The organism is Cupriavidus sp. D39, assembly GCF_026627925.1.
GTDB classification, from domain to species: domain Bacteria; phylum Pseudomonadota; class Gammaproteobacteria; order Burkholderiales; family Burkholderiaceae; genus Cupriavidus; species Cupriavidus ulmosensis.
Genome location: NZ_JAPNLE010000009.1, coordinates 596,389 through 621,535 on the forward strand (window position 1 = coordinate 596,389; position 25,147 = coordinate 621,535).

Consider the following 25,147-nt stretch of genomic DNA (forward strand, 5'->3'; position numbering starts at 1 on the left):
TGAGCAGGATCATGACCATCTCGACAACGAATCCCTCGCGCGGCGATCTGCTGATCGCCGCATCGCCGGGCCATCGCCTGGGTAGGTGGCTCACTATCCTCTTGAGGGAAGACCTGATCTTAGCCCCCGCTTTGGCGCGCTCTCCCGCCACGGCGGCTGGGGTTTGAAGCGTGACTGCAGGAAGGAGAGGAACAGCTTGACCCGCGCCGACAAGCGCGCGCGGCTCGCGATCAGCGCCACGACGTCCGCATCCGGTAAGACCCAGTCGGGCAGCAGACGCACAAGGCGGCCGGAGGCCAGGCTTTCGGCCACGTCCCATTCCGACCGCAAGATCACGCCCTTGCCCTCGAGCGCCCATTGCCGGGCGACCTCGCCGTCGTTGGTGCTCAGGATCGCAGGCACGCGCACGGCGGCTTCAGTGCGCAGCTTGCGAAAGCGCCAAGGGTCACGTCCTCATGGTTCTCGCGCAGCACGATGCAGTCGTGTCGCGCCAGGTCCTTGGGTTCAAGCGGCGCGGGGCGGCGCGCGAGATAGCGCGGGGATGCGCAGAGCAGCCGCGAGTTCGGGGCGATCGGGTAAGCGACCATGCTCGAATCCGGCAGGCTGCCGATATGGACGATCAGGTCGAACCGATTGGCCTCTGCCGCGGACACGACGTCGCTGAGCGTCAACGACACCATCAGCTTGGGATGCTGTGTGTGGAAGTCAGCGATGGCCCCCGCCAGGTAGTGCCGGCCGAAGCCGAGCGGGCCGCAGACATGCAGCGTGCCAGCCACGTCACCCGAGCGCTCGCGCACCGTGTCAACCAGGGCATGCAGGTCCGCCAGCAGCGCGACGGCGCCGGCATGGAACAACTCGCCCTCCTCGGTCAGGCTGAAGCGCCGTGTGCTGCGGTGGGCCAGCTGGGGTGCCGAGGTTCAACTCCAACTGCTGTAGCCGCTGCGATACCGCCGAAGGTGTCACGTCCAGCCGGCGCGCCGCCTCCGCCAGGGAGCCGCTCTCGGTGATGGTGACAAAAAAGCGCAAGTCGTTGATGTCATGTGGCATGGCCCGAATGTTACGCCCGTCCCCCGCATCGTCGACTCCCGCGTTAGCACTCGGCCATGCTGCCACAGCCGCGCTCCTCATACGGCGCGTCACATCTAAGCACTTGCTCGTCTTGAAATGGGCGGAAGGAAACGCCCAACTGCCACACGCGGTAGCGCATGCGTTCGATGTTGAGATTCATCCGCGCCTCGTCGAGCAGCAGTGCGGGCGTCTCCAGTTGTTCCACCATTGGCGTGTCAGCTCTGCGCCTCCTGCGGCTCGCGCGCCAGCACGCGCCCTGGCCGCGCGCCCGTCGACCGCCCGCCTTGCCAGACGAGGGCGCCGTTGACGATGACCGCATCGATACCATGCGCCGGAGCCATCGGCGCCTCGTAGGTGGCGGCCGCATCGATGGTGTCGGCGTCGAACAGGGCCAGGTCGGCGAACGCGCCTTCCTTGAGCACGCCGCGGTCCTTCAGGCCGAAATTCTCCGCGGTGAGACCGGTCATCTTGCGCACGGCAGTCTCCAGGGGGAACAAGCCGAGGGTCCGGCCGTAGTGGCCCAGCACGCGGGGAAACTCCCCACAGACGCGGATGTGGAGATGCGTCGTGCGGCAGGCCGTCCGAGCCGATCATGACCTTGTCGTGCTTCAGGATGCGCTGCACGTCGGCTTCGTCCAGCCGAAAGTAAATCCCGCCCGCGGGGCTTAGGCGGCGGATCGCTTCGTCCTGGTCCACGCCCAGCTTTCGGGCGATGGCGTCTAGATCCTGCCCGGCAAATTCCGGGAGCGCCTTCGACCAGCTCACGATGACGCGAGTCGAACTGGCCGCGCGGTCAGCCGAGCAGGACCGTGGAGCCGGCGGTGTAGGGATAGCAGTCGATGCAGATCGGCTGAGTCGCCATGTTCCGCTCAATGAAGGACAGCGCTTCCTGCGACCGGCCCTTGTTCCTTTCGCCGACCACCTTGAGGTGCGAGATCACCACCGGCACGCCGACCTCGCGGCCAATGCGGAAGGTTTCCTCCAGCGAATCGATCACCCGGTCCGCTTCATCACGCATGTGGGTGCAGTACACGCCGCCGAATGCCTTGAGCGGGCCGCAGACGTCGATCACCTCCTCGGTCGGTGCCGCGATCGAGGGCTCGTAGAACAGGCCGGTCGAGACACCGATGGCGCCGGCTTCCAGCGCTTCGTACACCAGGCTGCGCATCTGCTCGATTTGCGCCCGCGATGCCGGCTGCTCCAGATCATCCACCGTCGCTACGCGCAGCGTGGTGTGACCCACCAGCAAGGCGCAGTTGGTGGCCGCGGGCTGGCCGCGCAGCGCCGCGATGTAGGAGGCAAATGTGGGGAAGGCGAACCAGTCGCCCTTCTCGTCGAGCAGGTTCAGTGGCGGCGTGACCGGCTGCGGGATCGGCCGTGGCATCGGCGCGAGCGAGATGCCGCAGTTGCCCGCGATTACCGTGGTGATGCCCTGGCTGACCTTGGGCGCCATGTCGGGGCTGGACAGCATCAGGCGGTCGTCGTGTGTGTGGGCGTCGATGAAGCCCGGGGCCGCGATGCGGCCTTTGAGGTCGATCTCCAACTCGCCGCGCGCGCTCCACAAATCGCCGATGCGGGCGATGCGGTCGCCGCGGATGCCGATGTCACCCGCGTAACGCGGCGCACCCGTGCCATCCACGATGCTCGCGTTGCGGATCAGCAGATCAAATTTTTCGTGCATGGGATTTCCTAAAGATACTTCCGTGGCGCACACCAGCGCTCACAACAGCGCGCCGCGCGCGGCAACCGGCCAAAGGGCCTCCACTCTGTCGCCGCGCACGCACACCAGTTCGTCGTAGAGATTGACGGTCGGGTCGCAGTGGCCCGGCACCAGCATCAGCGCTTCGCCCAGCGACACTGCGGCCGCATCGCCGGTGGCCAGGACGCCATGTTCGTCGGCGGCCTTCACATAGCGCAGGTCGGGCCGCTGCCAGACGGCGGGCATGCCCGAATCCACGCTCGACGCCTTCAGGCCGGCATCCACGATCGCGCGCTGCGGAGTCGCCCGGCTCATGACGGTCGTACGCACGAACAATGCGTGCTCGAAAGGCACATCGCCCTCGCCACGTTCGTTGTCGCCGTAGTCGCGGTCCAGGAATATATAGGAGCCTGCCTGGAGCTCGTTGAAGACGCCGCTGTCGCGTTCATGCAAGAAAGTGCCGGTGCCGGCGCCCGTGACACGCTCGACCGCGATACCGCAGGCCTCGATGGCGTCGCGCGTCATGCGCGCCGCCTCGATGGCCTCTTTGATAGACGCGGTGCGTTGCTGCGGCGACCGCAAATGCTGGGCGGGACCGTGGTAGCACTGCAGCCCGGCGAAGCGCAGTCCCGCGCTGCCTGTGATCTGCCGGGCCAGCTGCGCCGCCTCGTCGCCCGGCGCCACACCGCAGCGGTTGGCGCCGACGTTGACCTCGACGTAGACGTCGAGCGTGACGGCATGCGCCTGCGCGGCGGTGGCCAGCGCCTGCACCTGCTGCGGATGATCGGCCAGCACGCCGATACGCGCCTTGCGTGCGAGCAGAGCCAGGCGGCGCAGCTTGGCGTCGCCGATCACCTGGTTGGTGACCAGAATGTCGCCAATGCCCGCTTCCACGAACACGGCTGCCTCGCTGACCTTCTGGCAGCAGATGCCCACCGCGCCCAGCGCGACCTGCCGCAAGGCGATCTCCGGGCACTTATGGCTCTTGGCGTGGGCTCGCAGGCGCACGTTGCTGCCGCGCAATGCGTCAGCCATGCGCTTCAGATTGCGCTCGAACGCATCCAGGTCGAGCACGAGCGCGGGTGTGTCGATGGCAACGACGGGGTCGCCAGGTTGGGCAGCTTTCCAGGGACTCATGGGGATTTCCTTCAATCGATCTTGGCGCCGGAGAACTTCACGATCTTGGCCCACTTGAGCGTCTCGCGGCGGGAGAGATCCAGGAACTCCTCGGGCGTGCTAGGCGCGATTTCCGCCCCCAGCAACTTGAATCGCTCTCGCACGGCGGGGCTCTCCAGCGCGATGCGGATCTCGCGGTTGAGGCGGGTGACGATATCTTTGGGCATGTGGGCTGGGCCGATGATTCCGCCCCACGCCGACACCTCGAATCCGGGCACGCCGGATTCGGCAATCGTGGGAACGTCCGGATACGCAGCCGAGCGCTGCGCCGATGAGATGCCAAGCGCCCGCACCTTGCCCGTCTGGGCCATCGGCGCGGAAACCGGCGTGTTGATCATCATGAGCTGGATGCCACCGCCGATCAGGTCCGTGATGGCCGAGGTCGCCGCGCGGTAGGGCACATGCAGCATGTTGACGCCGGTCATCGCCTTGAAGAGTTCGACGCCCAGGTGCGCCGTGGTGCCGTTGCCATCCGATCCGAAGGCCAGCTTGCCCGGGTTCTTTTTCGCATAGGCGATCAGTTCGGGAACGGTCCTGACGGGCACGCTGTTGTTGACGATCATCATGTTGGACAGGCGCAGCGTGTTCGCGATCAGTGTCAGGTCCTTCTCGACGTCATATGGTACCGAGGGCAGCAGCGACTTGTTGGTCGCTAGCGAGACGATATTGCCGTAGGCCAGCGTGTAGCCGTCGGGTGCGGACTTCACCAGGTCCATGGTGCCGATCACGTAGGAGCCACCGGGCTTGTTGTCGATCACGATGGGCACGCCCAATTGCTGTGCCAGCTGTGGACCGAGGGCCCGCATCAACGCGTCCGGAGCACCGCCGGGAGCCGACGGCACGATCAGGCGGATCGGCTTGTTGGGATAGGCCGCGACGGCTGGCGCCGCGGCGACGGCCATTACGGCAAGGACGAAAATGGAGGGCAACAGGCGTCTAAACATGGCACTGGGTTCCTTTTGGCGGTAGAGCCGCCGGCTACCACACGTTTGCGACTTGCGTGTGAGCGAACGGTAAGCCTTCGCACTCAAAACAGAAACTAGCCCCAGCTACATTCAGTATTCAGCCGCGCTTACGAATAGCCGGTGTCGCAGCGTGCTAACTTCTGGATTCTTGGAGAAGCGGGACACCCCTGCCCTACGCTGCCGAAGGCGTCGCCCAAAACTGGAAACGATCTTCAATTGGTGAGTGCCGCGGACTTCGGGCCCAGGCCGCCGAACGGCTGGTGCGAGCGTGGCCATCGATGGCAGCACCCAGAGCATATGCACTTACTGACCGAGGTCGTTGGGGTAGCTTTGATTTCGGTGCAATGTGCGACGGTTCGCAAGCCCAGCAGCAGCGTGGACGGTGCCTCGTAAGCTGTTGATCAATAGAGGATTTCTGTTGGGTCATCATCAACCGCAAACGGCGTCATTGGGAGCTCGATTTCAGCCCACGGCGCTTGTCCTTATCGAGCCCCGCATTCTGCACTTCGGGACCCGCGATAGCGATGCAGAAGCGCAGTGATCTCATTACGGGCCAAGCCCGACCGGTCGGTTGATGGGGAAAGGAGGCGCCATGACCCCTGCTCAGCGCAGCGATCGGAAAGCGGAACGTATCCCAGCGCTGAACAGGCTGGGTTCTTCCCAGGCCGCGATTCGAACGATCGCCGGGCCCCAGGTCGCAGTGCAGCCGATGCTCCTTCGGATGCTCGAGCAGGCTGCCGCCGGCGCCGTGCACGATGCACTCCGGCTTGCCGGTAGTGATCAGCAAGGTGAAATTACACACTCAAAATGGTACTCACGATCTGGCGCGGTGAGCTGAGCGCGGGCATCATGCACCAGTGATCATGCGGCTCGTCGCCGATGCGCAACAAGCCGGTGTGTTGCCCCACATCGGCATCCACCTTTGGGTCCAGGTCGTAGAATCCCAGCTTGCGCCGGATGATTTCAGTGTCTTGCGGCTCGCCCCGCAAGAAGGTCCAGCCCGGCTTGACACCAAACTGCCTGGCATACGCCCTCAATACCAGCGGCGTGTCAAACTCCGGCCGCAGCGTGATCGAATACATGAAGATGTCGCGACCAACGCGCTTGCCCAAGGCCTCTTGCACGCGCACCAGGTTGGCCGTCATAGTGGGACAAAGTCCTTCGCCGCATTCAGTCAGCAGCATGTTGATCACGACCAGCTTGCCCTTGATCAGATCATCGTAAAACCGCACCTTGCGGCCGTCGTGCGTGTGGAAGATCGCGTTGGGAAAATAACCTGCGCGCTGGCCGTCAGCGCTTTGAGACTGAGGCGGGGCGGCGGCAAACACCGGGCTCAATGCGCCTGTGCTCAGGCCGCTGAGTACAAGACGTCTAGTCATCATGTTGGCATCTCCGCTTATCGACCTGGGCGCGCCCAGCCTAGACCCGGTTTAGGGAACAACGTCAAAGCGCAACATCATCGCGTGGTCTTCGTGGATCAAGTTATGGCAGTGCGCCGGGAATTTGCCGAGAAAGTCTCTAAACCGCATAAACACGCGAAGCTCTTCGCCGGGGCCCGCCACGAACATGTCCTTGCGCCCGCGCTCGTGTGGCGGCGGCGGCTTGCCGTTGCGCGACAGGATCCGCCCTTCCTCAAAATGAAGATGGACTGGATGCGACCAATCCCCATTGGTTTGGATCACCCAGATCTCAGCGGTGCCCTGTTTGGGAGACGCACTCGGCCGCTCGGGGTCGAAGATTTCACCGTTAATGGTCCATTGGCCGTTGGATCGGTCGAATCTGACCGTTCTGGTCTTGACCACCTCGGCAAGATTGACAGGCGGCAAATCGCGCAGCTTTTGCGGCACAACGCTAGTGTCCGGGCTCGCCGGCTCGCGCTCGACATCGAATCGCAGGATTTGCGTGCCCGGTGACAGGATCTTGCCGGTCGGCCCCCTGCCGTTGACTTGCTCCAGGCGGTTGACCAGGAACAATTGACTGCCCAGCGGATACTGGGAAAAATCGATCACGATGTCGGCGCGCTCGGCCACGCCCAGTCTGACTTTGTTCGTGCTCAACGGCGCCGGCAGCAAATCGCCGTCGTTCGCAATATACGTGAATGCCTGGTCGGCGCCGTTGTAGCTTAAATAGAATTCATAAAAGCGCGACGGCCCGCCATCAAGCAGGCGGAAGCGATACTTGCGGCGTTCCACCGTGAAGAATGGCTGCACTTTGCCGTTGACGCAAAATTTGTCCCCAAGGATACCATCGCTATTGAATTGGTCAAAAAACAAGAAGCCACCGGAGTCGAATTGCTTGTCCTGGAACACCAGCGGGATGTCATACACGCCCACACCGCTAGGCAAGCGTAGCGCGTTCGGGTTGGAGTCATGTTCATTGCCGGAATCGATGTCATCGAACAGCAGATAAAAGCCGGCCAAACCTTTGTACACATTTTGCGCGGTGAATTCGATCCGGTGATCGTGATACCACAGCGTGCCCAAGGCTTCGCGCGGATCACCGCCTGCGTATATATTCGGGTAATGGTGGTCTTTGTAGCGGCCTGGATGCGTCAGGAATCCTCTGGGGTCAACCTTTGCGACACTGTACCAGTCGCCGGGGAAACCATCGCTTTCGGACGCGGTATGCCCATTATGGAGATGGGTGGAGATTTCCGGCATGCCGAAGCCGACATGGTTCAGCGGCAAGTCGTTGTAGATGCGCACCAGCGCCGGCTCGCCATAGCGTGCCACGAACGTGGGGCCAGGGAGCTTGCCGTCATAGCCCCAGATCGCTTGCGTCGGCAACTCCGGGTGAAACGAATGCAACGCTTCTTGCACATGTAAGGCGTAGAATTTCTTTGGCAAGAACTCGTCCCATCGCTGATGCGCTACGCGTCCGACCTCGCCCACACCGGAATTAATGCTTGGAGCGGGATCAAGCGCCGCCACCGACTTGGGAGGAGACACCGGCAGCGGGACGACAAAAGGGGGCGTCGGCGGGCTGCGCGGGAGATCGGACGATCCGCCGTCTTTTGCAACTGATGAACCTGGTTGCGCGCAGAGCAGTCCCGCGCCTGTTGTGGCAACGCCCAATTTCACCAGTCGGCGACGACCAATGTCCGGGGGCAATCCGCCAGGGACCTTGGACATAGCGCGTTCCTCCCCGCCATCGTTGATGTTTCGCACCGCCGCTGCACCCCGGCAGCGTTGTTGCTTTAATGAAGGTCCGGCCGCTCCTGGATACACCGGGGCCATCGACTCCTCGGCTTATTTACCCTCGGCCTATTCACGCGACCATCGGCACCATTCATCAACCGAATAGGCCCTTATAGCTGTGCCCCGACACCCAATCATTTGTTGATTGTTTGCGCCTTGTCCATCCTTCTGATAGATGAAGAATGTATGCGAACATTGCCGGCACCTGCGGAAGGCTTTCGTCGGTGGTTGAACGCCTGTTGCCCAGGGGCGTGCTAGCACATGGCAATCCGTTGTCGTCGCTGACCACGACGATCTCCCCACGGATCTGTGCCTCCTCACGGACCCGCACAGCTTCGGATCGATGATTCAATGCAAACAGAAGTCATATGAACCCATTTCTCATACATCCGTCGGGAGGATGGCGCAGGCAAAGACAATCAATAAATGATTGGGTGTCGGCGAGAGCTACAGGGTACTTCTGCGGCTATTGATGAATAGTGCCGATTGCCTGAAGGCGGCACGCTGACGTCGGGGCGGCAGGACGTCTATTAAAACAACAACGCTATCTGCGAGTGCTGGCGGTGCCCGGCGCAAAGGATGGTGCGGGGAGAATTGCGATGCCTTGCGAAGCGGCAAGACGGCTTGCTTCAGGCCGCCTGTCACTACGGCTAGCCATTGTCTCGAAAAGGAGGAGTCCCATGTTCAGTTCCAGAGTCGTGTCACGGTCCAAATACGGCCGCGGGCAAATCCTCAAACTCGGGGTCGACCGCGTGGGCGCGGGTTTCGACGTCAGGCTGCTGGTCTGCTTGTTTCCGTGCTTGCCGGAAGCCGCGCACGCGCACATTAAGTGGTTCGCCAATGTCGATTTGCACAATACGCCCAGGTCGCCGTTTGCTGTAATGGACTCCTCGCCCTTTTGATTGGTACTCTGGTTATAGTAAACCTAACCTCTTGGATGACGTGAATTTACCAATGCATTTGGTTGATTCTCATTATTTGGAATCTATGGTAGCTACCTTCCGGCTGTCTTTCGAGGTGCGCCCTGCGCAATCATGCAAAGAATCCTCCACGCCAGCGTTTGCTGTTGCCGCTTGTAAAGCCTGTCCCGGATCTTCTTAGCCATTGCCTGCAATGTCTTGCAATGTTTTAGAACTTTCCGATGGTTTGATCCCGCTTTCATGCGATATCGGAATACCTAGGCCAAGGATTGTTTCCGGCTCGCATTCACCCCGTGCAGTCCGACTCCCCCGGTCGCGCGGGCTTTTTTCAAAGGCGCAAATGCGCGAAGTATGGGTATTGGCTCAGTACCATGCTGCCGCGGTGATTGCAGTGCTCCGGCGAGGGGTGCGGCGCTACGTACGCACCGCCGGATGGATCGAGGCGGCGGCGCCGGCCTCAAGCTCGGTCAATGCCGCAGCGACAAGGCTTCGCATGGCGCGCTCATGCACGATGAGCAGTCGATGCTGACACAACCACTGGTGCGCATATGACAGCAGTCGGTCCCGATCGGCGCAATGGAGCACTTCGTCGCACAGCGCCCGCACAAGGCCACGCAGGCCAGCAATCGTTTACGTGCTCATATCGAGGTGGGGCATCGAGCCATGCGGTGACCCTGACGCGGTCCCCTACGTCGACTGGTCCGGGAGCCGCGGCAAGAAGCGGTTGTGCTCGATCTCGCCGCCCCGGGCAACCAGGATGGTCGCCTCGGGGATCTCCTCCACACCCCCTGCACGTCGATCAGCGGCTCGGACAGCACCAGGAAGGCGTCGTCGCCGGCGGCGATGATGCGTGGTTCGTCCGGGTAAAGTGCGCGCAACTGCCTGAACGAGGTGCTGTGGAACAGCGAGCGCGAGTCCGCCTCGCTCGAATAACGCGCCGCCACGATCTGCTGGCCATCGGTCACGCAGACGGTCATGTTGAGCGGAAACTGCACGTCGTGGCGGTAGCCGACGTCCTCGATCAGCCCGGCCATCTGCTCCAGCGCGCCGCGCGGATCGCGCTCCAGGCCGAAAGTCAGGGCCAGGAAGAACATCACCTCGGAATCGGTCGATCCCTCGATCCAGCGGAACAGGTGCGGCGCCACGGCCATCATCAGGTCGCGCCGCACGAGGGGTACTCGCGGATCAGGCCGTTATGGACGAACAGCCAGCGGCCGAAGCGGAACGGATGGCAGTTGGTCTCCTGCGTCGCTGTGCCGGTGGCCGCGCGCACGTGGGCGACGAACAGCGGAGCCCGCACCGCCCGTGCCGTCTCGCGCAGGTTGGTGTCGCTCCAGGCCGGGTGCAGGCAGCGGTAGCGGAACGGCACCTCCGAGTGACGTCCGTACCAGCCGACGCCGAACCCGTCGCCATTGGTGGTGGTATGACCCAGCCGCGAATTCAAGCTCTGGTCGATCAGCGAGTGTTCCTGCTGGAACAGCACCGTTTCCAGCGGAACGGATTTGCCCGAGTAGGCTAGCCAGCGGCACGTGATGCTTCTCCTCGACAATTGCGGCCCGGTGCCTTCCGGCCACTGTTTAGTTGTAGGACGGCGACGCGCGAACGGCAACGCGCCCGGAGTGCGGTGATGCGTCGCGTGAGGAAAGTGTGGGGAAAAGCATCCAGTCAATGCTCGCTCAACGTTCCGACAGGCTAAACAGTGCCTTGAGGTCCTCCCCGCTGAGATTGCCGATCCACTGTTCGCCAGTACCAACCACCAAGTCGGCCAGTTCCCGCTTCGCACGAAGCATGTCGTTGATACGTTCTTCAAACGTCGCGCGCGTGATGAAGCGGTGGACCTGAACGTTGCGCTGCTGGCCAATGCGATAGGCTCGATCCGTGGCCTGGGCTTCGACGGCAGGATTCCACCACAGGTCGTAATGGATGACATTGGAGGCCGCCGTCAGGTTCAGTCCGGTCCCGCCGGCCTTGAGCGACAGGATGAACACCCGTTCAGTTCGGTCGCTCTGGAATCGCTCGACCATCGCATCCCGCCTGGCCCGCGGGACACCGCCATGGAGAAATAGCGGATCTCGACCGTATCGCTGTTGTAACCAACGGCATAGCAAGTCGCCCATCTTGCGGAACTGGGTGAATACCAGCACTTTTTCATGACTCGCGTGGATATCGTCAATGAGTTCAAGAAATCGATCAGCCTTGCCAGACGCCGCTGCATCGACCTGCCCCTGTTTCAGATATAGCGCGGGATGATTGCAGATCTGCTTCAATGCCAGCATCATCTGCAGCACCAAGCCTTGGCGCTTGAACGTGTCGGATTCCCCCGCGATGGTTCGCAACCCTTCCTGTACCACCGATTGATACAGAGCCGTCTGCACCTTGGTCAGCGTGCAGAATTGATCCTGCTCGATCTTGTCTGGCAAGTCGCTGATGATGGACTTGTCAGATTTCAGGCGTCGCAACAGGAAGGGAGCCGTCACCCGCTTGAAGCGCTGCACGACATGCTGATCGCGCTGGATTTGAATAGGCGTCGCATAGTCCCGCACGAATTGACTCAGGCTTCCCAGATAACCCCGGTTAGCGAAATCCAGGATGCTCCAGTACTCGGACAGGCGGTTCTCCACCGGCGTGCCGCTCATGGCAATCAGGCTGGCGGCGGGGACCGCTTTCACGGCCTTGGTCTGGGCGGCCGCTGGGTTCTTGATATTCTGAGCCTCATCCACCACCACAACGCGCCACGCTAAGGCACGCAAGGCTGTCGCGGCCGTTCGGGCGATGCCGTAGGTCGTCAGCAGGACGTCGGGCCGGACTGCGCCGAGTTCACGCTTGCTGCCATGGAAGATGCCGACGCTCAGGCTGGGCGCGAAACGGCCAATTTCTTTCTGCCAATTGGTCAGCAAACTGGTCGGCATGATGACCAGGGCCTTGGCGTCGTCGAGTGCGCCATCCTCCTTGAGCTTTTGCAGGGTCGCAATGACCTGTAGTGTCTTGCCCAGACCCATGTCGTCCGCAATCACGCTGCCAAGGCCAACTCGCGCATTCCGATAAAGCCAGGCATAGCCCCGCTGCTGGTATGGGCGCAAGGTGGCGTCGATACCACGCGGCAAAGGCACCGTGCCCGCTTGCAGCAAGTCTTGGATGATTTTCCTGGCCTTGCCATCCAGGCCGACAGTCGTCCCGGTGAACTCCCCCGCCAGCGCGACATGCAGCAACTCAGCGCCGGCGGGCGTCGATGGATTGGCCATCTGCGCGCGCAGGCGCTCGACCTCGTTCGGATCCAAATAGACATAGGTCCCCTTGAATCGAACGACGCCCGTGGCATCCTTGACTAATCGTTCGAATTCGGCGCGTGTCAGCAGATGGTCACCGACGGCCACGTTCCACTCAAACGCAAATATATCGTCGGCGCTAAAGAAGCCCCTGCCGTCAGTGGTCTTGCCCTTGATCTGCATGGACAAGCGGGGCGCAGCAACCGCTCGAGCGCTTTCGGCAACAGGGCGCGAATACCCAGTAGACGGACCACTGGCAACGTGTCGAACAGCAAGCCCGGCAGCGCATCCGCGGCAATCTTGATAGGTGCCTTGGCGCTAGCACTGATATAGGCATTGATCGGCGGGAAGCACTCGGCCAAGAGCGCGATCGTTTGCAGAATGCCAAATCGTGCCTTCGACCAGGCCTGCTCGGTGAGGATCGCGGCCAGGGATACTGGCGTCTTCAGTACTGCCGAGCGATGCTCGACCATAAGTGACAATCCGAAATGCCCGGCCCTCCCTCCTCGATGCACAACACCGGTGCATATTCGCGGTGCGCCAGATGGAATCGGGACAGCCAGGTGTGAATGCCGGCAGCGATCTCGCCCTCACCCGGACCGGAGTAGCTTGCTCGCCCTGTGCAGAAGAACAGAGCCAGCGTCTTATTACCGAGAGGTCTTTCGCCGGCGCCACCTGACCATGCATGGACGAAGTGATTCAGAAACAGGGAACACAGGCATGTTGCCTGAGCCTCGCGCGTAAGCACCGCCCGCTTCCGTCCCTTCCCCGTCTTGAGCATGCCCGATGGCAATGCAGCGGCGAGGCGCTGCATGAGGTCGAGCACGGCCCCGTCGAGCGTGGCCGGAAGCCAGCGCAGCACCACTGTGCCAGGATCCCCGGCCAAGATCTGGGGGACCACCGCGCCACGTGCGAGCAACTGCAGCGCTATCAGCCGCACGTGGAAAAGAGCCGCCACGCGAGGCTGCAGGTCTGGCAAGTTGCTGGCCTCTATGTGGGCCAATGCAGTTTCCAAGGCATCAATGGTGGCGATGTTCTTGGTACCGGACACGGTCGCGAGCAATTCCGAGTCCAGCGTAATCATCGGCAGGTCATCCGCGGCAAGCGTGATCCCCCAGCGTTGACGGCGCCGATATCCATGGCCTGTCGCGCCGCCCTGCCCACCCGTACCAGGACACGCTGCAACGTTTGGCGAAAATCTCCGTTAGTGAAAAATGTGGGGTGTGCAGGCAGCACGTGCAGGAGCGGAGCGATCACGTCCGGAATCGCGGACAGATCGAGCTGATCAAGCGCAGCAAGATCTCCTGCATCAGCCGGCATGTCCGCTGCTGTCGGCAGCAGTTCGGCCAATGCGGGCAGGACAGCCCCGGCTCCCGGTTCAAGATGGATGTCGCGTGATTTTAAGGCTTGCGCCAGGTCGACGCCCCGCAATGCAAACACCAGGAACGGATTGCCATCGATCTCCCGGCTCAACAGGTAAATGGCTGCAGCCAGGTGTTTGCAAGGCACGGCCCAATCCGGGCAGGAACATTGCATATCCAGGTCCTTCCAATGCCCGGGAAAAACGGAAATGCCAAGTTTGCGAGCCCGATCCAGAACTGTCGGATCCAGTTCCCGATTGAGCATCTTGGCGATCAAGGCAGGATCGGTCGCGATGTCATCCAGAAGCCGTGTCGAATCCTTCCTTGAGAGTGGCGGCACGGCGATCGTCACCTGGTAGGGGCGTGGCCGGGAGCCTTGCACCAGGGCGTGAATGGTTCCATCCCTGACGACAAGATCCTTGACTGCCCCTTTGTTCGCGTAGGTTCGTCCGCGCGGCAGGCGGTTGTCATAGTCGATGTGGGTCAGGGCATTGAGCCACTGCTCACCCCACCACGTTTTACCAAAAGCTTGTCGTGTCACTGTGTCAAAGTCGCATCATCATTGGGGGCATTTTCTCAGGGAAATGCCAGTTAGGTTGCCGATCGACGAGTTTCTCCTCCATTTTTCTGATCCTCTCCATTTCACCCTAAAGAATGCGAGGCGCCGGCCGATATTCGGAGGGATAGCGCTTGCCTTCTCCATCGCCGACGTCTGCCCAGAAAGTGTGAAAGCGATGAATCGTGGGATCTCTCTACGAACCGGTGGCGTCTCCCCAGTCGTCCGAGCCGTTCAGGAACCACCTGGCCTCAAAGCTGGCTGTGTGGCGTAATAGTAACTTATGGTTACGGCCTGGATGCGCTAACGAATAGATTTCGGGGAGGCGGATCCAACGCCGGGCTTGTAGAAGGGCGGCATTTATATGGGCTTGCAAGTGAGGCAGAAGGCTCAGGAGCGGGCTGGACGTCGGAACGGACAGAGTCCCTCTGCTCCACATCGGGTGCGGCCAGGTGCGTGGGCAGGGCCGCCTTCGCCCATTCGGAAACAGTTTCTATGGCGATCATGCGTGTGTTTCTCGGCTATTTTGTCTGGGGGCTGATCTTGGCAGTGCCGTTGGCGTGGCTCGTGTGGCGCATCGGCCTGCTGCGCCGGCCCGGCCGCATCGCGCGGCTGCCTGAACAGCTCGAGGGCATCGTGATTCATGGCAAGCGGTGGCGCGGCCAGGGAGAGACGCGCCGGTGAAGATCCTCGCCATCGTCTCGACGGTTGGCGGCGCGGGCCGGACCACGCTAACCGCCGAGCTCGCGTCACTGCTGGTCGCGCGTGGCAATCCGGTACTTGCCATCGAGTGCGACCCGCGCAATGTGCTCGGTATGTACTTCGGCATGGAAGCGCCCCCAAAGGCAGGCTTGTCATCGCCCATCCTGGCGACGGCATCCGAGGCCTGGGCCGACGCTGGCTTTGTCAGCGACGACGGGGTCCTGTTCGTCCCGTGGGGCAGCGGCGGCGTCGACGGCGAAGCACTGGCACGCATGGATCGCGACCCCAACTGGCTTCGCAAGAGGCTGGCCCTTGTCGCTCTGCCTGCTCACGGTGTCGCGCTCGTCGACACGGCGACGTGGCCCTCCGTGCAGGCCAGCCAGGCCATCGCGGCGGCGGATCTGGTGCTTGTGCTCACGCCGCCCGCGCCCGCGGTGTGCGCCACACTGGAGGGCTTTCGCCAAGCAATGGTGGCCAGCGGAACGCCCTGCGCCTATGTGGCCAACCTGGTAAATCCGGCACGTCAGTTGCATGCGGACATCATGGCGCTGCTGCGCACCACATTGGGGCCGGCCATGCTCCCGTATCCCGTGCACCAGGACGAGGGTGTGCCGGAGGCGTTTACGCGCAACGAAGCCTTCCATTTGACTTCGCCGCATTCGCAGGCTGCGCATGACCTGCACGGCCTGGCGTCATGGGTCTCAGGATGGATCAACGGCGGCGCACAGGGAGCGCCAGCGTGATCGCGCAGATGCTCCGGCGAGGGGGTGTCGCCATAGGGCGCGTTCTGGCGCGCGAACTGGGCATTGCCGGGCCGGGCGAGCCAGGAGGCAACCAGCAATGGCTGCTTCGCTTGTTCTTCCAGCCACCGCGACCAGGCCGCCCGGACCTGCCTGCATTGTGGATCCATGCACTGAGCCGACGTGTGGCGGAACGTCTGGGGCTCGGCAGGAATTCGCTTCCGCGCGCATGGCTGCTGCGCTTGGTCTTGCGTGCGCCGAAGCCTCGGCGCCGCATCGCCGCAACAACGCGGCAGCGCAATCCGCTGCGGCCAGAGGTCAAGTCTTCTCCGGTGCGGCGCACGGAAATCCGCTGGCTGGCATCGGGCTACCAGTGGGTGGCGCAAAGGCGTGATTGCATCGCGGCGCGCCTGCCGCGCATTGGCTGGGTCGTCGGTGGGCAACATCTCGAACGGCTTGCCGTGGCGCTAGCCAAGATCCCGTTCGCTCTGCCGGCGCTGCTGCTGCTCGCCGCCATCGCCAACATCGTCATTTGCACCACGCCGCTGCCGCTGACCGGGCAGTTCATTTTGTTCCTTCTGGTATGGGCAGGCGTGATGCTGTTGCGCCGCATCCCCGGCAGGCTGCCAACGCTAGTCATGATCTCGCTGGCGCTACTGATGGCGGGGCGGTACATCTGGTGGCGCTCGACCCAGACCCTTGACCTTCATACCGCGACCGAAGCGGTGATCGGCTACCTGCTCTTTGCCGCGGAAGCTTACACCTGGCTGGTGATGTTCCTCGGCTATATCCAGACGGCATGGCCGCTGAACCGCAAGCCGCGCGCGCTGCCGGCCGACCCCGCGCTGTGGCCGACGGTCGATATCTACATCCCCAGCTACAACGAGCCGCTCTCCGTGGTGCGCCCGACCGTGTTCGCCGCGCGCAGCATCGACTGGCCCGCTCACGAGCTCAATGTGTACATCCTCGACGACGGTCGGCGCGACGAGTTTCAGGCCTTCGCCAGGGAAGCCGGCGTCGGCTACATCACACGAGACAACAACCGCCACGCAAAGGCTGGCAACATCAACCAGGCGATACCGAAAACGCAGGGCGAATATATCGCCATCTTCGACTGCGATCACATCCCGACGCGCTCATTCCTGCAGATGACAATGGGCGAGTTCGTCGCGGACCCCAAATGCGCGATGGTGCAAACGCCGCACCATTTCTTTTCTCCAGACCCGTTCGAACGCAACTTCGACACCTTCCGTCGTGTCCCCAATGAAGGCAGCCTGTTCTATGGCCTCATTCAAGATGGCAATGACCTCTGGAACTCGACCTTCTTCTGCGGTTCCTGCGCCGTCATCAAGCGCGCGCCATTACTGGAAGTCGGTGGCATCGCGGTAGAAACCGTTACCGAGGACGCGCACACTGCCCTCAAGCTGCACCGGCTCGGCTACAACACGGCATATCTGCGCACGGTGCAGGCTGCTGGTCTCGCAACCGAAAGCTTGTCCGGCCACATCGGCCAGCGCATCCGCTGGGCGCGTGGCATGGCGCAGATCTTCCGGATCGACAACCCATTGCTCGGCAAGGGGCTGAGCGTGTTCCAGAGGATCTGCTACAGCAACGCCATGCTGCATTTCTTCTATGGCATTCCACGGCTGATCTTCCTGACCATGCCGATCGCGTACCTCTATTTCGAGTTGCATGTGATCAACACGTCCGCCGTGCAGATTGCGGCCTATGTGCTGCCGTATATCTGCATCGCAAATATCTCCAACTCGCGGATACAAGGGAGGTTCCGGCATTCGTTCTGGGCCGAGGTTTATGAATCGGTACTGGCCTGGTACATCGTGCTGCCGACCACAGTGGCCTTCATCAACCCCAAGCTGGGCAAGTTCAACGTGACCGCCAAGGGCGGGCAGATCGAGGAGGAGTTTCTCGACTGGACAATTTCGAAGCCGTATCTTGTTCTGCTGGGAATCAACGTGCTGGGCCTTGCCCTCGGGCTCGGCCGCTTGCTGCTCTGGCGCACGGAGGAACCCGCGACGGTGGTGATGAATATGGCATGGGCGCTGGTGAACCTGATCATGCTGGGGGCCGCAGTCGGCGTGGCGAAGGAGGCAAGGCAGGTGCGCGTGTCGCACCGCATCCCGATGCGCGTTCCGGCCACGCTGCTGCTCCCGGATGGCAAGACGCTCGCTTGCCATACCGAGAACTACTCGATGGGCGGGCTCGGACTGGTGCTGCCGGTCGAAGCTCGCCTCGAGGGCGGTATGCGCGTCGGCGTCTGCCTGTCGCGCGGCAGCCAGCAATACCACTTCCCCGCTACCGTGACCCGCTACCACGACTACCGCCTGGGCGTGAAGCTCGACGAACTGACGACCGAAATGGAGATCCAGCTTATCCAATGCACATTCGGGCGGGCCGACGCCTGGCTCGAGTGGCACGAGGGCCAGCAGACCGACGTGCCGCTGCGTGGCCTGAAGGACGTGGTCGGGATGGGCTATCAGGGTCTCCTGCGGCTCTACGACGCTTTCATGGATGCGGTTGACGCATTCTTTGCGCGGCCGCGGCCGCGCCAGCCCTGATCTCGCTCGACACGATGGGACTCTGGAACCTCTACTTCGCAGCCAAGCTCTACCTGTACGCGACCGGACAGGTCGCACCGAAATGGCTGTTCAATATTCTGTTCGCGTCCGTGCTGCTGTTCCCGCTGCGTCGCCGCTGGCTGCGCCTGTTGCGGCAGTGCCTGGCCTTGCCTGCGGGTGCCGCCTTGCTGTACTGGGAATCAAACCTGCCGCCCTTCGCTCGCGTGGCCTCCCAGTTTTCAAATCTGCAGAGCTTCACGCTTGCCTACATGCTGGAGTTGTCCCAGCGAGTCATCAGCCATCAGATGATCGTCACGGCAATGGCGGCGCTAATCGCATACGCCATTGTCAACCGCTGGGTGCGCGTCTCGACGTTTGTTCTGCTTGCGCTGCTGGTGGTGCCGATGTGGCAGCAGGTTGACGGCATCGCTGCTGGCACGGCCGCTACGCGGATAGCGGGCGGTACGGCGGGCACGCCCGGCCCCGCCGGCGTGGACAGCGCGGCAGTTGCCGGCGACAAGGATGCCCAGCTGGCAGGATTCCGCGAGCAGGAATCGAAGCGGCAGGTGAGTTTCGGCAAGCTCGCGGCAGCCCCTGACGCCCAGTTCGACATCATCGTGCTGCATATCTGCTCGCTCGCCTGGGACGATCTCGATGTCGCGAAGGCACGCAATCATCCGCTGCTGTCGCGCTTCGACTTTCTGTTCAAGGACTTCAGTTCCGCGGCAAGCTATAGCGGGCCAGCAGCCATCCGGCTGCTGCGCGCGTCGTGCGGCCAGCAATCGCACCAGGCGCTCTACAGTCAGGCGCCGGCACAGTGCCACCTCTTCGAGGATCTGGCCCTGGCCGGCTTTGATGTAAAGATGTTGATGAATCACGACGGACACTTCGACAACTTCCTCGACGTCGTACAGAAGGAAATCGGCGTGCCGGATGTGAAGCCCGAGCCGACCGCGGGGCTGCCGGTGGCAATGCGTGCCTTCGATAACTCGCCTATCCTCGACGACTATGCCGTGCTGGAGAACTGGTACAAGGGCCGTCTCGCGCAAAAAGGCGGCCCGATGGCCCTGTACTACAACACCGTGTCCCTGCACGACGGCAATCGCCTGCCTGGCCAGAAGCTGACCAGCCTCGAGTCCTATCCGCTTCGGGTCAACAAGTTGCTGGGCGATGTGGACAAGCTGATCGAACTGATTGGCCGCTCGGGGCGAAAGGCGGTAGTCGTCTTCGTGCCCGAGCACGGGGCAGCGCTGCGCGGTGACGAAAACCAGATCGCCGGCATGCGCGAGATCCCGTCGCCGCGCATTGTGCATGTCCCGGTGGGCGTCAAGCTGGTAGGCCTGCCGGCGCCGGCGGCGGGCCAGCCGCTGACAATCGAGGCGCCGAGCAGTTTCCTTGCATTGGTGCAGTTGCTTTCGAATATTGTGGCCGACAGTCCGTTCCGGCCCAGTGCGCCCGCGCTGCCTCAGTATGCGAACGAACTGCCCCAGACGCAGATGATTGGCGAAGGGGACGACACTGTCATGCTCAGGCGCCGCAATGACTATGTTGTCCGCGGGGCGGACGGCATATGGCTAGAAGGTAAGCTATGAAGTCTGCGCATTCGCCCCCGGCACGCGCCGTCAGCAGCGATATCGAGGCACTGGGCCAGAAGGTAGAGGGCTTCGCACCGGGGCGGTACTACGACCAGCAGGCTGAGCAGGTCTTCCATGCCGCCGCTCGGCGCTGGCCGCGGCTGGCCCGCATGCTGGAGCGCAGCGACGCCGAGGTACGTCCCGCGCTGCCCGCACCGCTGCGTCCCTCGGGAGACGTCGTTACGCAAACACAGAATGACCCGGTTTATCTGGTTGAGCAGAATGGCTGAGGCGATTTCGTCTGCAAGGACTTCGAGCTAATAAACTCCATGACATCGTTTACGTATGACGCAGTGCTCGCAGACGAGCCTGCCGACTGGTCATCATCGGTCCGCAGCCCACATCTCTTGCGCGATATGTCGGAGCGGGACGCCCTGGCCTTGCTTGAGGTCTCTGGGGCGCTCGCCCTGCTGGTCGATTCCCAGGGAAGTATCCTGAAAGCGACAGAGACATCGGCACAATTGCTGGACTACCCGCGTGAGTACCTGCTCAGGTCCTCGATACTGGACATAGTTTCGTCCGAACACCGGGAACGACTTGCCGAACTGCTCCAGGGCTGCGAGCGGGACGGTTGCCACAAGTGGTACAGGGTGCGCTTCGCAGGTGGCATCAGTGGAAGCCGATGGCTGGATATCCGTCTGAGTCTCCACGCAAGCGAAGACGGAAGTCCGTGCCTGCTGATGTATGGCAGCGACGTGACGCGGTGGGTCGACAACGAACAGCGGCTCGTTGACGAGTCCTTTCGCGACCCCTGACCGGTGTCGGCAACAGGGCTCTGATGCGCAAGCGCATCGCCGAGTATTTTGCCGATGACGGCAAGGGAAAGGGGCGGTTTGCTATCGCCCTGATGGACCTCGATGGATTCAAGAAGGTCAATGATTCCCTAGGCCACGAGTTCGGAGATGCGTTGCTCAAGCAGGTGAGCATGCGATTGAAAGACGCCGTGCGCCCGCAGGATACGGTGGCTCGGCTTGGCGGCGACGAGTTTGTACTGCTCCTGGATGGGATGACATCGGAGGCTGCCGCCATTGGTATGCTTGAAAGAATCACACACGCCTGCAGACAGCCCTTTCAGCTATCCGGTTGCCAGGTTCGTGTCACCACGAGCATCGGGCTTACCTTCTGGGATGATTCGCATCGGTCCACCTCTCAGCTCCTCAGGTGCGCCGACCTTGCCATGTACGACGCCAAGGCGCAGGGCAAAAATCGCTACTGCGTCTATTCGTCGGAGCTGGAGCATCGCCTGGACGAACAGTTCCGCATTGAGCAGGGCATGTTCGAGGCGGTGCAGAACGGAGAATTCCTGCTGTGCTACCAGCCAATCGTGTGGCCCGGTTCGGGCAAGGTCTGCGCTGTCGAGGCACTGATGCGATGGGAACGCGAGAGCGAGATCGTTTCGCCGGATGTGTTTATCCCGATTGCCGAGAACAACGGCCTCATCAATCACCTGGGAGCGTGGGCGCTGCGCCTGCGTGCAGCTTGCGGGGTGGGATGCATTGGGCATCCATGTCGACTACATGTCGGTGAATGTCTCGCCCGTCCAGTTCCGGCACCCCGGCTTCGCCGACAGCGTCAGACGGGCGATCGCGGAATCCGGCATCGGCGCAAACCGATTGTTTCTGGAGATTACGGAAGGGGCGTTGATGACCGACCCCAAGGCCGCCGAAGACCTGCTGATCGAGCTTCGTGCATTGGGCGTGCGCTTCGCCGTCGACGACTTCGGCACCGGCTATTCCAGCCTGTCCTACCTTCGCCGCTTCCCGCTCTCGGTGCTAAAGATCGACAGGAGCTTTGTCGCCGACATGATGAACTCGCCGCACGCCAGAACCATCGTGTCCGCGGTGCTGTCACTAGCGCGTGAACTGGGCCTGGTGGCGATCGCGGAGGGCGTCGAATCGGATGCGCAGAGCCATCTGCTGGCCGAGCAGGGTTGCGATCTGGTCCAGGGCTGGCGCTACGCCAAGGCAATGAGCCCAACCCAGTTTGAGCATGCTATCCAGACCGGCCAGCTGCAACTCGACAGTGCGCAAGTACTCCTGGACTAGACGCCGTGACGCAAAAGAAACAGTTATTCGAAGAACTCTGGACCAGAATGGCCAGGCAGGGAGACTTCCCCACGCTGCAATTCTGCTTCGACAACGTCTTCAAGACGCTGAACAGCGACATCAGCGTCGGCGAGATGGCCGCTGGCGTGCTCTCGGACTTCAGCCTGTCGCAGAAGGTCATCCGCCTGGCCAATTCGGCCATGTACCACTCGTTCGGCGGCGAGGTCACGACGGTATCTCGCGCCATCCTGATCCTGGGCGTCGATGCGATCAGCCACTTGACGCTCGGCGTCCAGTTACTGGACTACTTCAGTGGCGCAGCACCCAAGCGCCCGCAAGCCGCGCGGGCACTGCAGCAAGCGCTTGTCGCCGGCGAGTTCACGCGTGCGCTAAGCAGTGTGCAGGGCATCAACCAGGCGGAGGAAGCGGTGGTCTGCACCTTGATGCACGACATAAGCCGGTTGCTGCTGGTGTTCTACCTGCCTGACGAATGGGCGCGGATCGAGGCTCTGTGCGCCGCGGACGACATCGCGCAAAGCGAGGCCTGCGAGCGTATCCTCGGCGTGACCCTGGAGGAAATCGCGGAAGCGGCCGCGGTGAAATGGCGGCTGCCTGCCCTGATCGCGAGGTCGATGACGCGCAAGCACCTCGACACGGAAATGGTGTTGGACTCCCATGGAGACTGGCTGGGCGCGATCGCCGAGATTTCCTCCCGGGCCGCGGCACTGCTTTCCAGAGGGGAGCCCGAGGAGGTCATCCATGACTTGCTGCAAAGCCATGCGCAGGCCTTGGGGCTGCAATCATCCGTCGTCGATGCCGCGGTATGGCAAGCCCGGGAACTCAATGCTTCCATCGCCGGATCCGAGTCGCATGATGTTTCCGAAGCGCCCCTTCCCCATCCTTCCGGCAAACCGCACAACGTCCTCCAGCGACTTCAGGAAAGTCTCCTTGAAATCAAACGCACGGGCGGCAATCTTCCGGTTTCCGAACTGGCCCCACTGGTGCTCGAGTCAGCGATGAGGGCACTGAATTTCTCGCGTTGTTTTCTCATGCTGCTGAACCCGGCGGCCAAGCGTTTCGGAGCACGTGTCGCCTTTGGCGAGGGCATGCGGGAAAAGCTGGAAGCCTTGTCGTTCGAGGAAGGGTTCGTTCCGGACATCTTTCATTTCGCCGCCATCGCGCACAAGCCGCTGCTGTTTGCGGACACCTTCGACAAGGAAGTGGCGCACCGGGTGCCGCGCTGGTATCGCGAGCAACTGCCAGACGCGAAGTCCATCCTGCTCGCGCCCGTGGACGTGCACAATCGCTGCGTGGCCATCATCTGCGGCGACTGGGGGTCAACCACCTGCGCGGGCGGCATGTCGGAGAGTGAGTTGGAAGCCCTTGACCTTCTGGCCCGGGAGATTTCTTCAGCCTTCCTCAGGTCCTCCGAGCGCCGGTGAGCGGTAGTTGCCGCGTGTTGCCGCATATTGGCACCGGCATGGGCGGTCAAACGCCAGCACTACGGCAGATAAAGACCAGCACTTGCCATATGCGGCCTCATTGCTTGACGCATCGTCATAGGCCCCGGGGCTTCAGCGGTACCGCGCGTGGCCGTGGCAACTGGCGCGGCGACGCGCATCGGCCTGGTGACGGGGGTGCGCGTCGCTGCGTGGGAGCGCGTTCATGGCTTGTACCTCGCCGGACAGGGCCAGCGTCGTCGCGGCTGCCGCAGGGGCGTCCAGATGAAGCGCCAGCCAGCCGCGATAATCCGGCAGCGAGCGACCGGCCACATCGGTTTCCAACGTCTCGAGCAAAGCGGTGATGGAGTCCTGGTCGCCGCAGCGCAGTTCTCCCGCGAACAGATCGACCAACGGGCGCTGGAAGACCCGCTTGCATACCGCGTCCATATCATTCATCCGGCAGGCAAAGAAGAACGCGTACAAGCTGTCCGAACCCACAGTGCAGATATCGCCAACACGGCTCATGCGGCAGGCGCGCAGCGCATCCACATGCGCCACCTCAGGCAGCAATGGCAAGCGTAGCAGCACGTGCGGCAAACGAATGGTGCGACTGCGCGCAAGCGCAGTACGCACAAGCTCGACGAACTCTCCCGCCGGCACATAGCCGGTCGCGGCGCCGGAGACTACGGCGGACAGCGCGGTCTGGCAGTCGGCAGGGACCGGACGCGAGAATAGCTGACCCTGGATGCCTTCGAGGATTGCCTCGCCACGTGCGAACGTCGTGCGGCGCCCAATGACCAGGTTCGCGCCGAGGTTCAGGACCAGCAGTTCATAGTGCTGCCGCATGGCTTCCCCGTCTTCTCGTACCACAATCTTCAAGGCCTCGCCGCAGCGGCGGCGCAACTGATGGATCTGTCGTGCCAGCCCTTCGAGTTGTTGGTGGCCGCCGTAATGGAATATCACCGTCGCGGCGACGGCATTCTGCGCGGTGGCGGCCACGGCTTCATTACTGTCGACCACCTCCCAGTGCTCGGGTATCCAGCGTTCACGTATCACCGCATCGCGGGCAACGATCACACGCTGCTCGTCGGGTGCCAGCAGACCGGCCTCCTCCGTGGCACCGGTGACCGCATCGCTTGCCACCATCAGGCGATGGTCGCGCGGCGAAAAGCGCAGCGCAAGCGTCTCGCTTGCTACGACGGCGTCGCGATCGCGCCAGAACGCGACTTCCCACGCGCGCTGACCGTGGCGCAGAGTGAGTCGCACGACGCCAGCAAAGCGGCCGTGGAAAGCATGCAGATCGGGAGCAGCGCAATTGTCCTCTGTCGCCGGCGGCGCCAATATCAGCAGCACGCCGTGGTGTCGCCGCGCGCACCAGGCGGAAAGACGGGCGCCTTCCTGCCGCAGCGCATTGCCATCGTGCCACGAGAAGAAGGCTTCCGCGCCGTCGACGAGGATCTGGCTGCCGTGCGCGGCGCATCGATCGGACAGCGACTGGAGCGCTTCGAGCAGGACGTCGATGCCCGGCCGCCCAGGCAAGGTGCGCAGCGAGCAGAGATTGGCCTTGCGGTGCAGCGATCCCGGGGCGTCAATGTCCAGGCCATGCTGGCGCAGCCCCGCCGCGATGGCCGGTGCATCGTGCGTGGACAGGACGGTCGCGGGGCCGCGCAGCGCGGGGACCGCGGTCTGCCAGAGCAGCGCATCGCGCGCCGGCGATGGCTCGGCGTAGATCGCGTGCACGCAATCTGGGGCGAGCGCCGCGAGCGCCGGCGGCAGGCCGTCGATGGCCAGTGTCACGCG

At 62.6% G+C, this 25,147-nt stretch carries 20 protein-coding genes and 5 pseudogenes; 10 read left to right on the top strand and 15 right to left on the bottom strand.

Translation table 11 applies throughout. The annotated features are described in order from the left end of the window. Window positions 1-93: 93 nt before the first annotated feature. The 8 genes and pseudogenes from OMK73_RS14345 to OMK73_RS14380 all read right to left on the bottom strand — a co-directional run bounded on the left by OMK73_RS14345 (window position 94) and on the right by OMK73_RS14380 (window position 8,039). A pseudogene (locus OMK73_RS14345) lies at window positions 94-1,047 on the bottom strand (LysR family transcriptional regulator). Window positions 1,048-1,090: 43 nt separating this feature from the next. Further along, entirely contained in the window at window positions 1,091-1,276 is a 186-nt protein-coding gene (locus OMK73_RS14350; RefSeq protein ID WP_267602644.1) for a hypothetical protein, read from the bottom strand. 7 nt (window positions 1,277-1,283) lie between these two features. Then, window positions 1,284-2,749 (bottom strand): annotated as a pseudogene (locus OMK73_RS14355) (N-acyl-D-amino-acid deacylase family protein). Window positions 2,750-2,788: 39 nt separating this feature from the next. Further along, window positions 2,789-3,904: a DSD1 family PLP-dependent enzyme gene (locus tag OMK73_RS14360; protein ID WP_267602645.1), complete on the bottom strand. Its 1,116-nt coding sequence runs from the start codon at window positions 3,902-3,904 to the stop codon at window positions 2,789-2,791. A gap of 11 nt (window positions 3,905-3,915) precedes the next feature. After that, complete coding sequence (locus OMK73_RS14365) at window positions 3,916-4,887, bottom strand: Bug family tripartite tricarboxylate transporter substrate binding protein (protein WP_267602646.1); 972 nt, start codon at window positions 4,885-4,887, stop codon at window positions 3,916-3,918. A gap of 466 nt (window positions 4,888-5,353) precedes the next feature. Next, on the bottom strand, window positions 5,354-5,695 hold the full coding sequence (locus OMK73_RS14370) for a hypothetical protein (protein WP_267602647.1): 342 nt from the start codon (window positions 5,693-5,695) through the stop codon (window positions 5,354-5,356). Window positions 5,696-5,702: 7 nt separating this feature from the next. Continuing rightward, entirely contained in the window at window positions 5,703-6,236 is a 534-nt protein-coding gene (locus OMK73_RS14375; RefSeq protein WP_267606375.1) for an SCO family protein, read from the bottom strand. A gap of 102 nt (window positions 6,237-6,338) precedes the next feature. Further along, entirely contained in the window at window positions 6,339-8,039 is a 1,701-nt protein-coding gene (locus OMK73_RS14380) for a multicopper oxidase family protein (RefSeq protein ID WP_267602648.1), read from the bottom strand. Between the two features lie 746 nt (window positions 8,040-8,785). Between OMK73_RS14380 and OMK73_RS14385 the strand changes: the two genes are divergently transcribed. Continuing rightward, complete coding sequence (locus OMK73_RS14385; protein WP_267602649.1) at window positions 8,786-9,007, top strand: hypothetical protein; 222 nt, start codon at window positions 8,786-8,788, stop codon at window positions 9,005-9,007. Window positions 9,008-9,451: 444 nt separating this feature from the next. Here OMK73_RS14385 and OMK73_RS39155 read toward each other — a convergent pair. The 6 genes and pseudogenes from OMK73_RS39155 to OMK73_RS14410 form a co-directional block, all read right to left on the bottom strand. After that, window positions 9,452-9,640 (bottom strand): annotated as a pseudogene (locus OMK73_RS39155) (hypothetical protein); the annotation flags it as partial. Window positions 9,641-9,712: 72 nt separating this feature from the next. Next, window positions 9,713-10,559, bottom strand: a pseudogene (locus OMK73_RS14390) (class II glutamine amidotransferase). 142 nt (window positions 10,560-10,701) lie between these two features. After that, window positions 10,702-12,474: a DEAD/DEAH box helicase gene (locus OMK73_RS14395; protein WP_267602650.1), complete on the bottom strand. Its 1,773-nt coding sequence runs from the start codon at window positions 12,472-12,474 to the stop codon at window positions 10,702-10,704. Further along, a complete protein-coding gene (locus OMK73_RS14400) occupies window positions 12,375-12,764 on the bottom strand; it encodes a hypothetical protein (RefSeq protein WP_267602651.1) in 390 nt (129 codons plus the stop codon). Before OMK73_RS14400 ends, OMK73_RS14395 begins: the two co-directional genes overlap by 100 nt. Next, the gene (locus OMK73_RS14405) at window positions 12,737-13,375 is read right to left on the bottom strand and encodes a hypothetical protein (protein ID WP_267602652.1); all 639 of its coding nucleotides are present in this window, start codon (window positions 13,373-13,375) and stop codon (window positions 12,737-12,739) included. The genes OMK73_RS14400 and OMK73_RS14405 overlap by 28 nt, the downstream gene beginning before the upstream one ends. After that, window positions 13,372-14,193 (bottom strand): SWIM zinc finger family protein, encoded by an 822-nt coding sequence (locus OMK73_RS14410; RefSeq protein WP_267602653.1) that lies wholly within the window; start codon window positions 14,191-14,193, stop codon window positions 13,372-13,374. Before OMK73_RS14410 ends, OMK73_RS14405 begins: the two co-directional genes overlap by 4 nt. A 510-nt stretch (window positions 14,194-14,703) precedes the next feature. Here OMK73_RS14410 and OMK73_RS14415 point away from each other — a divergent pair. The 9 genes and pseudogenes from OMK73_RS14415 to OMK73_RS14450 all read left to right on the top strand — a co-directional run bounded on the left by OMK73_RS14415 (window position 14,704) and on the right by OMK73_RS14450 (window position 23,347). Then, window positions 14,704-14,892, top strand: coding sequence for a hypothetical protein (locus OMK73_RS14415; RefSeq protein WP_318232908.1), 189 nt, complete (start codon window positions 14,704-14,706; stop codon window positions 14,890-14,892). Then, window positions 14,889-15,653, top strand: coding sequence for a cellulose biosynthesis protein BcsQ (gene bcsQ / locus OMK73_RS14420; protein WP_267602654.1), 765 nt, complete (start codon window positions 14,889-14,891; stop codon window positions 15,651-15,653). Before OMK73_RS14415 ends, bcsQ begins: the two co-directional genes overlap by 4 nt. Before the next feature lie 8 nt (window positions 15,654-15,661). Further along, window positions 15,662-18,226, top strand: a complete 2,565-nt coding sequence (gene bcsA / locus OMK73_RS14425) for a UDP-forming cellulose synthase catalytic subunit (RefSeq protein WP_267606377.1) — start codon at window positions 15,662-15,664, stop codon at window positions 18,224-18,226. Between the two features lie 14 nt (window positions 18,227-18,240). Then, complete coding sequence (bcsG, locus tag OMK73_RS14430; protein WP_267602655.1) at window positions 18,241-19,818, top strand: cellulose biosynthesis protein BcsG; 1,578 nt, start codon at window positions 18,241-18,243, stop codon at window positions 19,816-19,818. Beyond that, window positions 19,815-20,090: a hypothetical protein gene (locus OMK73_RS14435; protein ID WP_267602656.1), complete on the top strand. Its 276-nt coding sequence runs from the start codon at window positions 19,815-19,817 to the stop codon at window positions 20,088-20,090. The genes bcsG and OMK73_RS14435 overlap by 4 nt, the downstream gene beginning before the upstream one ends. 39 nt (window positions 20,091-20,129) lie before the next feature. Next, the gene (locus tag OMK73_RS14440) at window positions 20,130-20,615 is read left to right on the top strand and encodes a PAS domain-containing protein (RefSeq protein ID WP_267602657.1); all 486 of its coding nucleotides are present in this window, start codon (window positions 20,130-20,132) and stop codon (window positions 20,613-20,615) included. A 23-nt stretch (window positions 20,616-20,638) separates the two neighbouring features. After that, window positions 20,639-21,268 (top strand): annotated as a pseudogene (locus OMK73_RS39160) (diguanylate cyclase domain-containing protein); the annotation flags it as partial. A gap of 88 nt (window positions 21,269-21,356) precedes the next feature. Continuing rightward, window positions 21,357-21,905, top strand: a complete 549-nt coding sequence (locus OMK73_RS39165; protein WP_420715533.1) for an EAL domain-containing protein — start codon at window positions 21,357-21,359, stop codon at window positions 21,903-21,905. Window positions 21,906-21,910: 5 nt separating this feature from the next. Continuing rightward, window positions 21,911-23,347 carry an HDOD domain-containing protein gene (locus OMK73_RS14450; RefSeq protein ID WP_267602658.1) on the top strand — a complete coding sequence of 479 codons (1,437 nt, stop codon included), beginning with the start codon at window positions 21,911-21,913 and terminating at the stop codon, window positions 23,345-23,347. Between the two features lie 132 nt (window positions 23,348-23,479). Here OMK73_RS14450 and bcsE read toward each other — a convergent pair whose 3' ends face one another. Next, a complete protein-coding gene (gene bcsE / locus OMK73_RS14455) occupies window positions 23,480-25,144 on the bottom strand; it encodes a cellulose biosynthesis protein BcsE (RefSeq protein ID WP_267602659.1) in 1,665 nt (554 codons plus the stop codon). Window positions 25,145-25,147 lie beyond the last annotated feature (3 nt).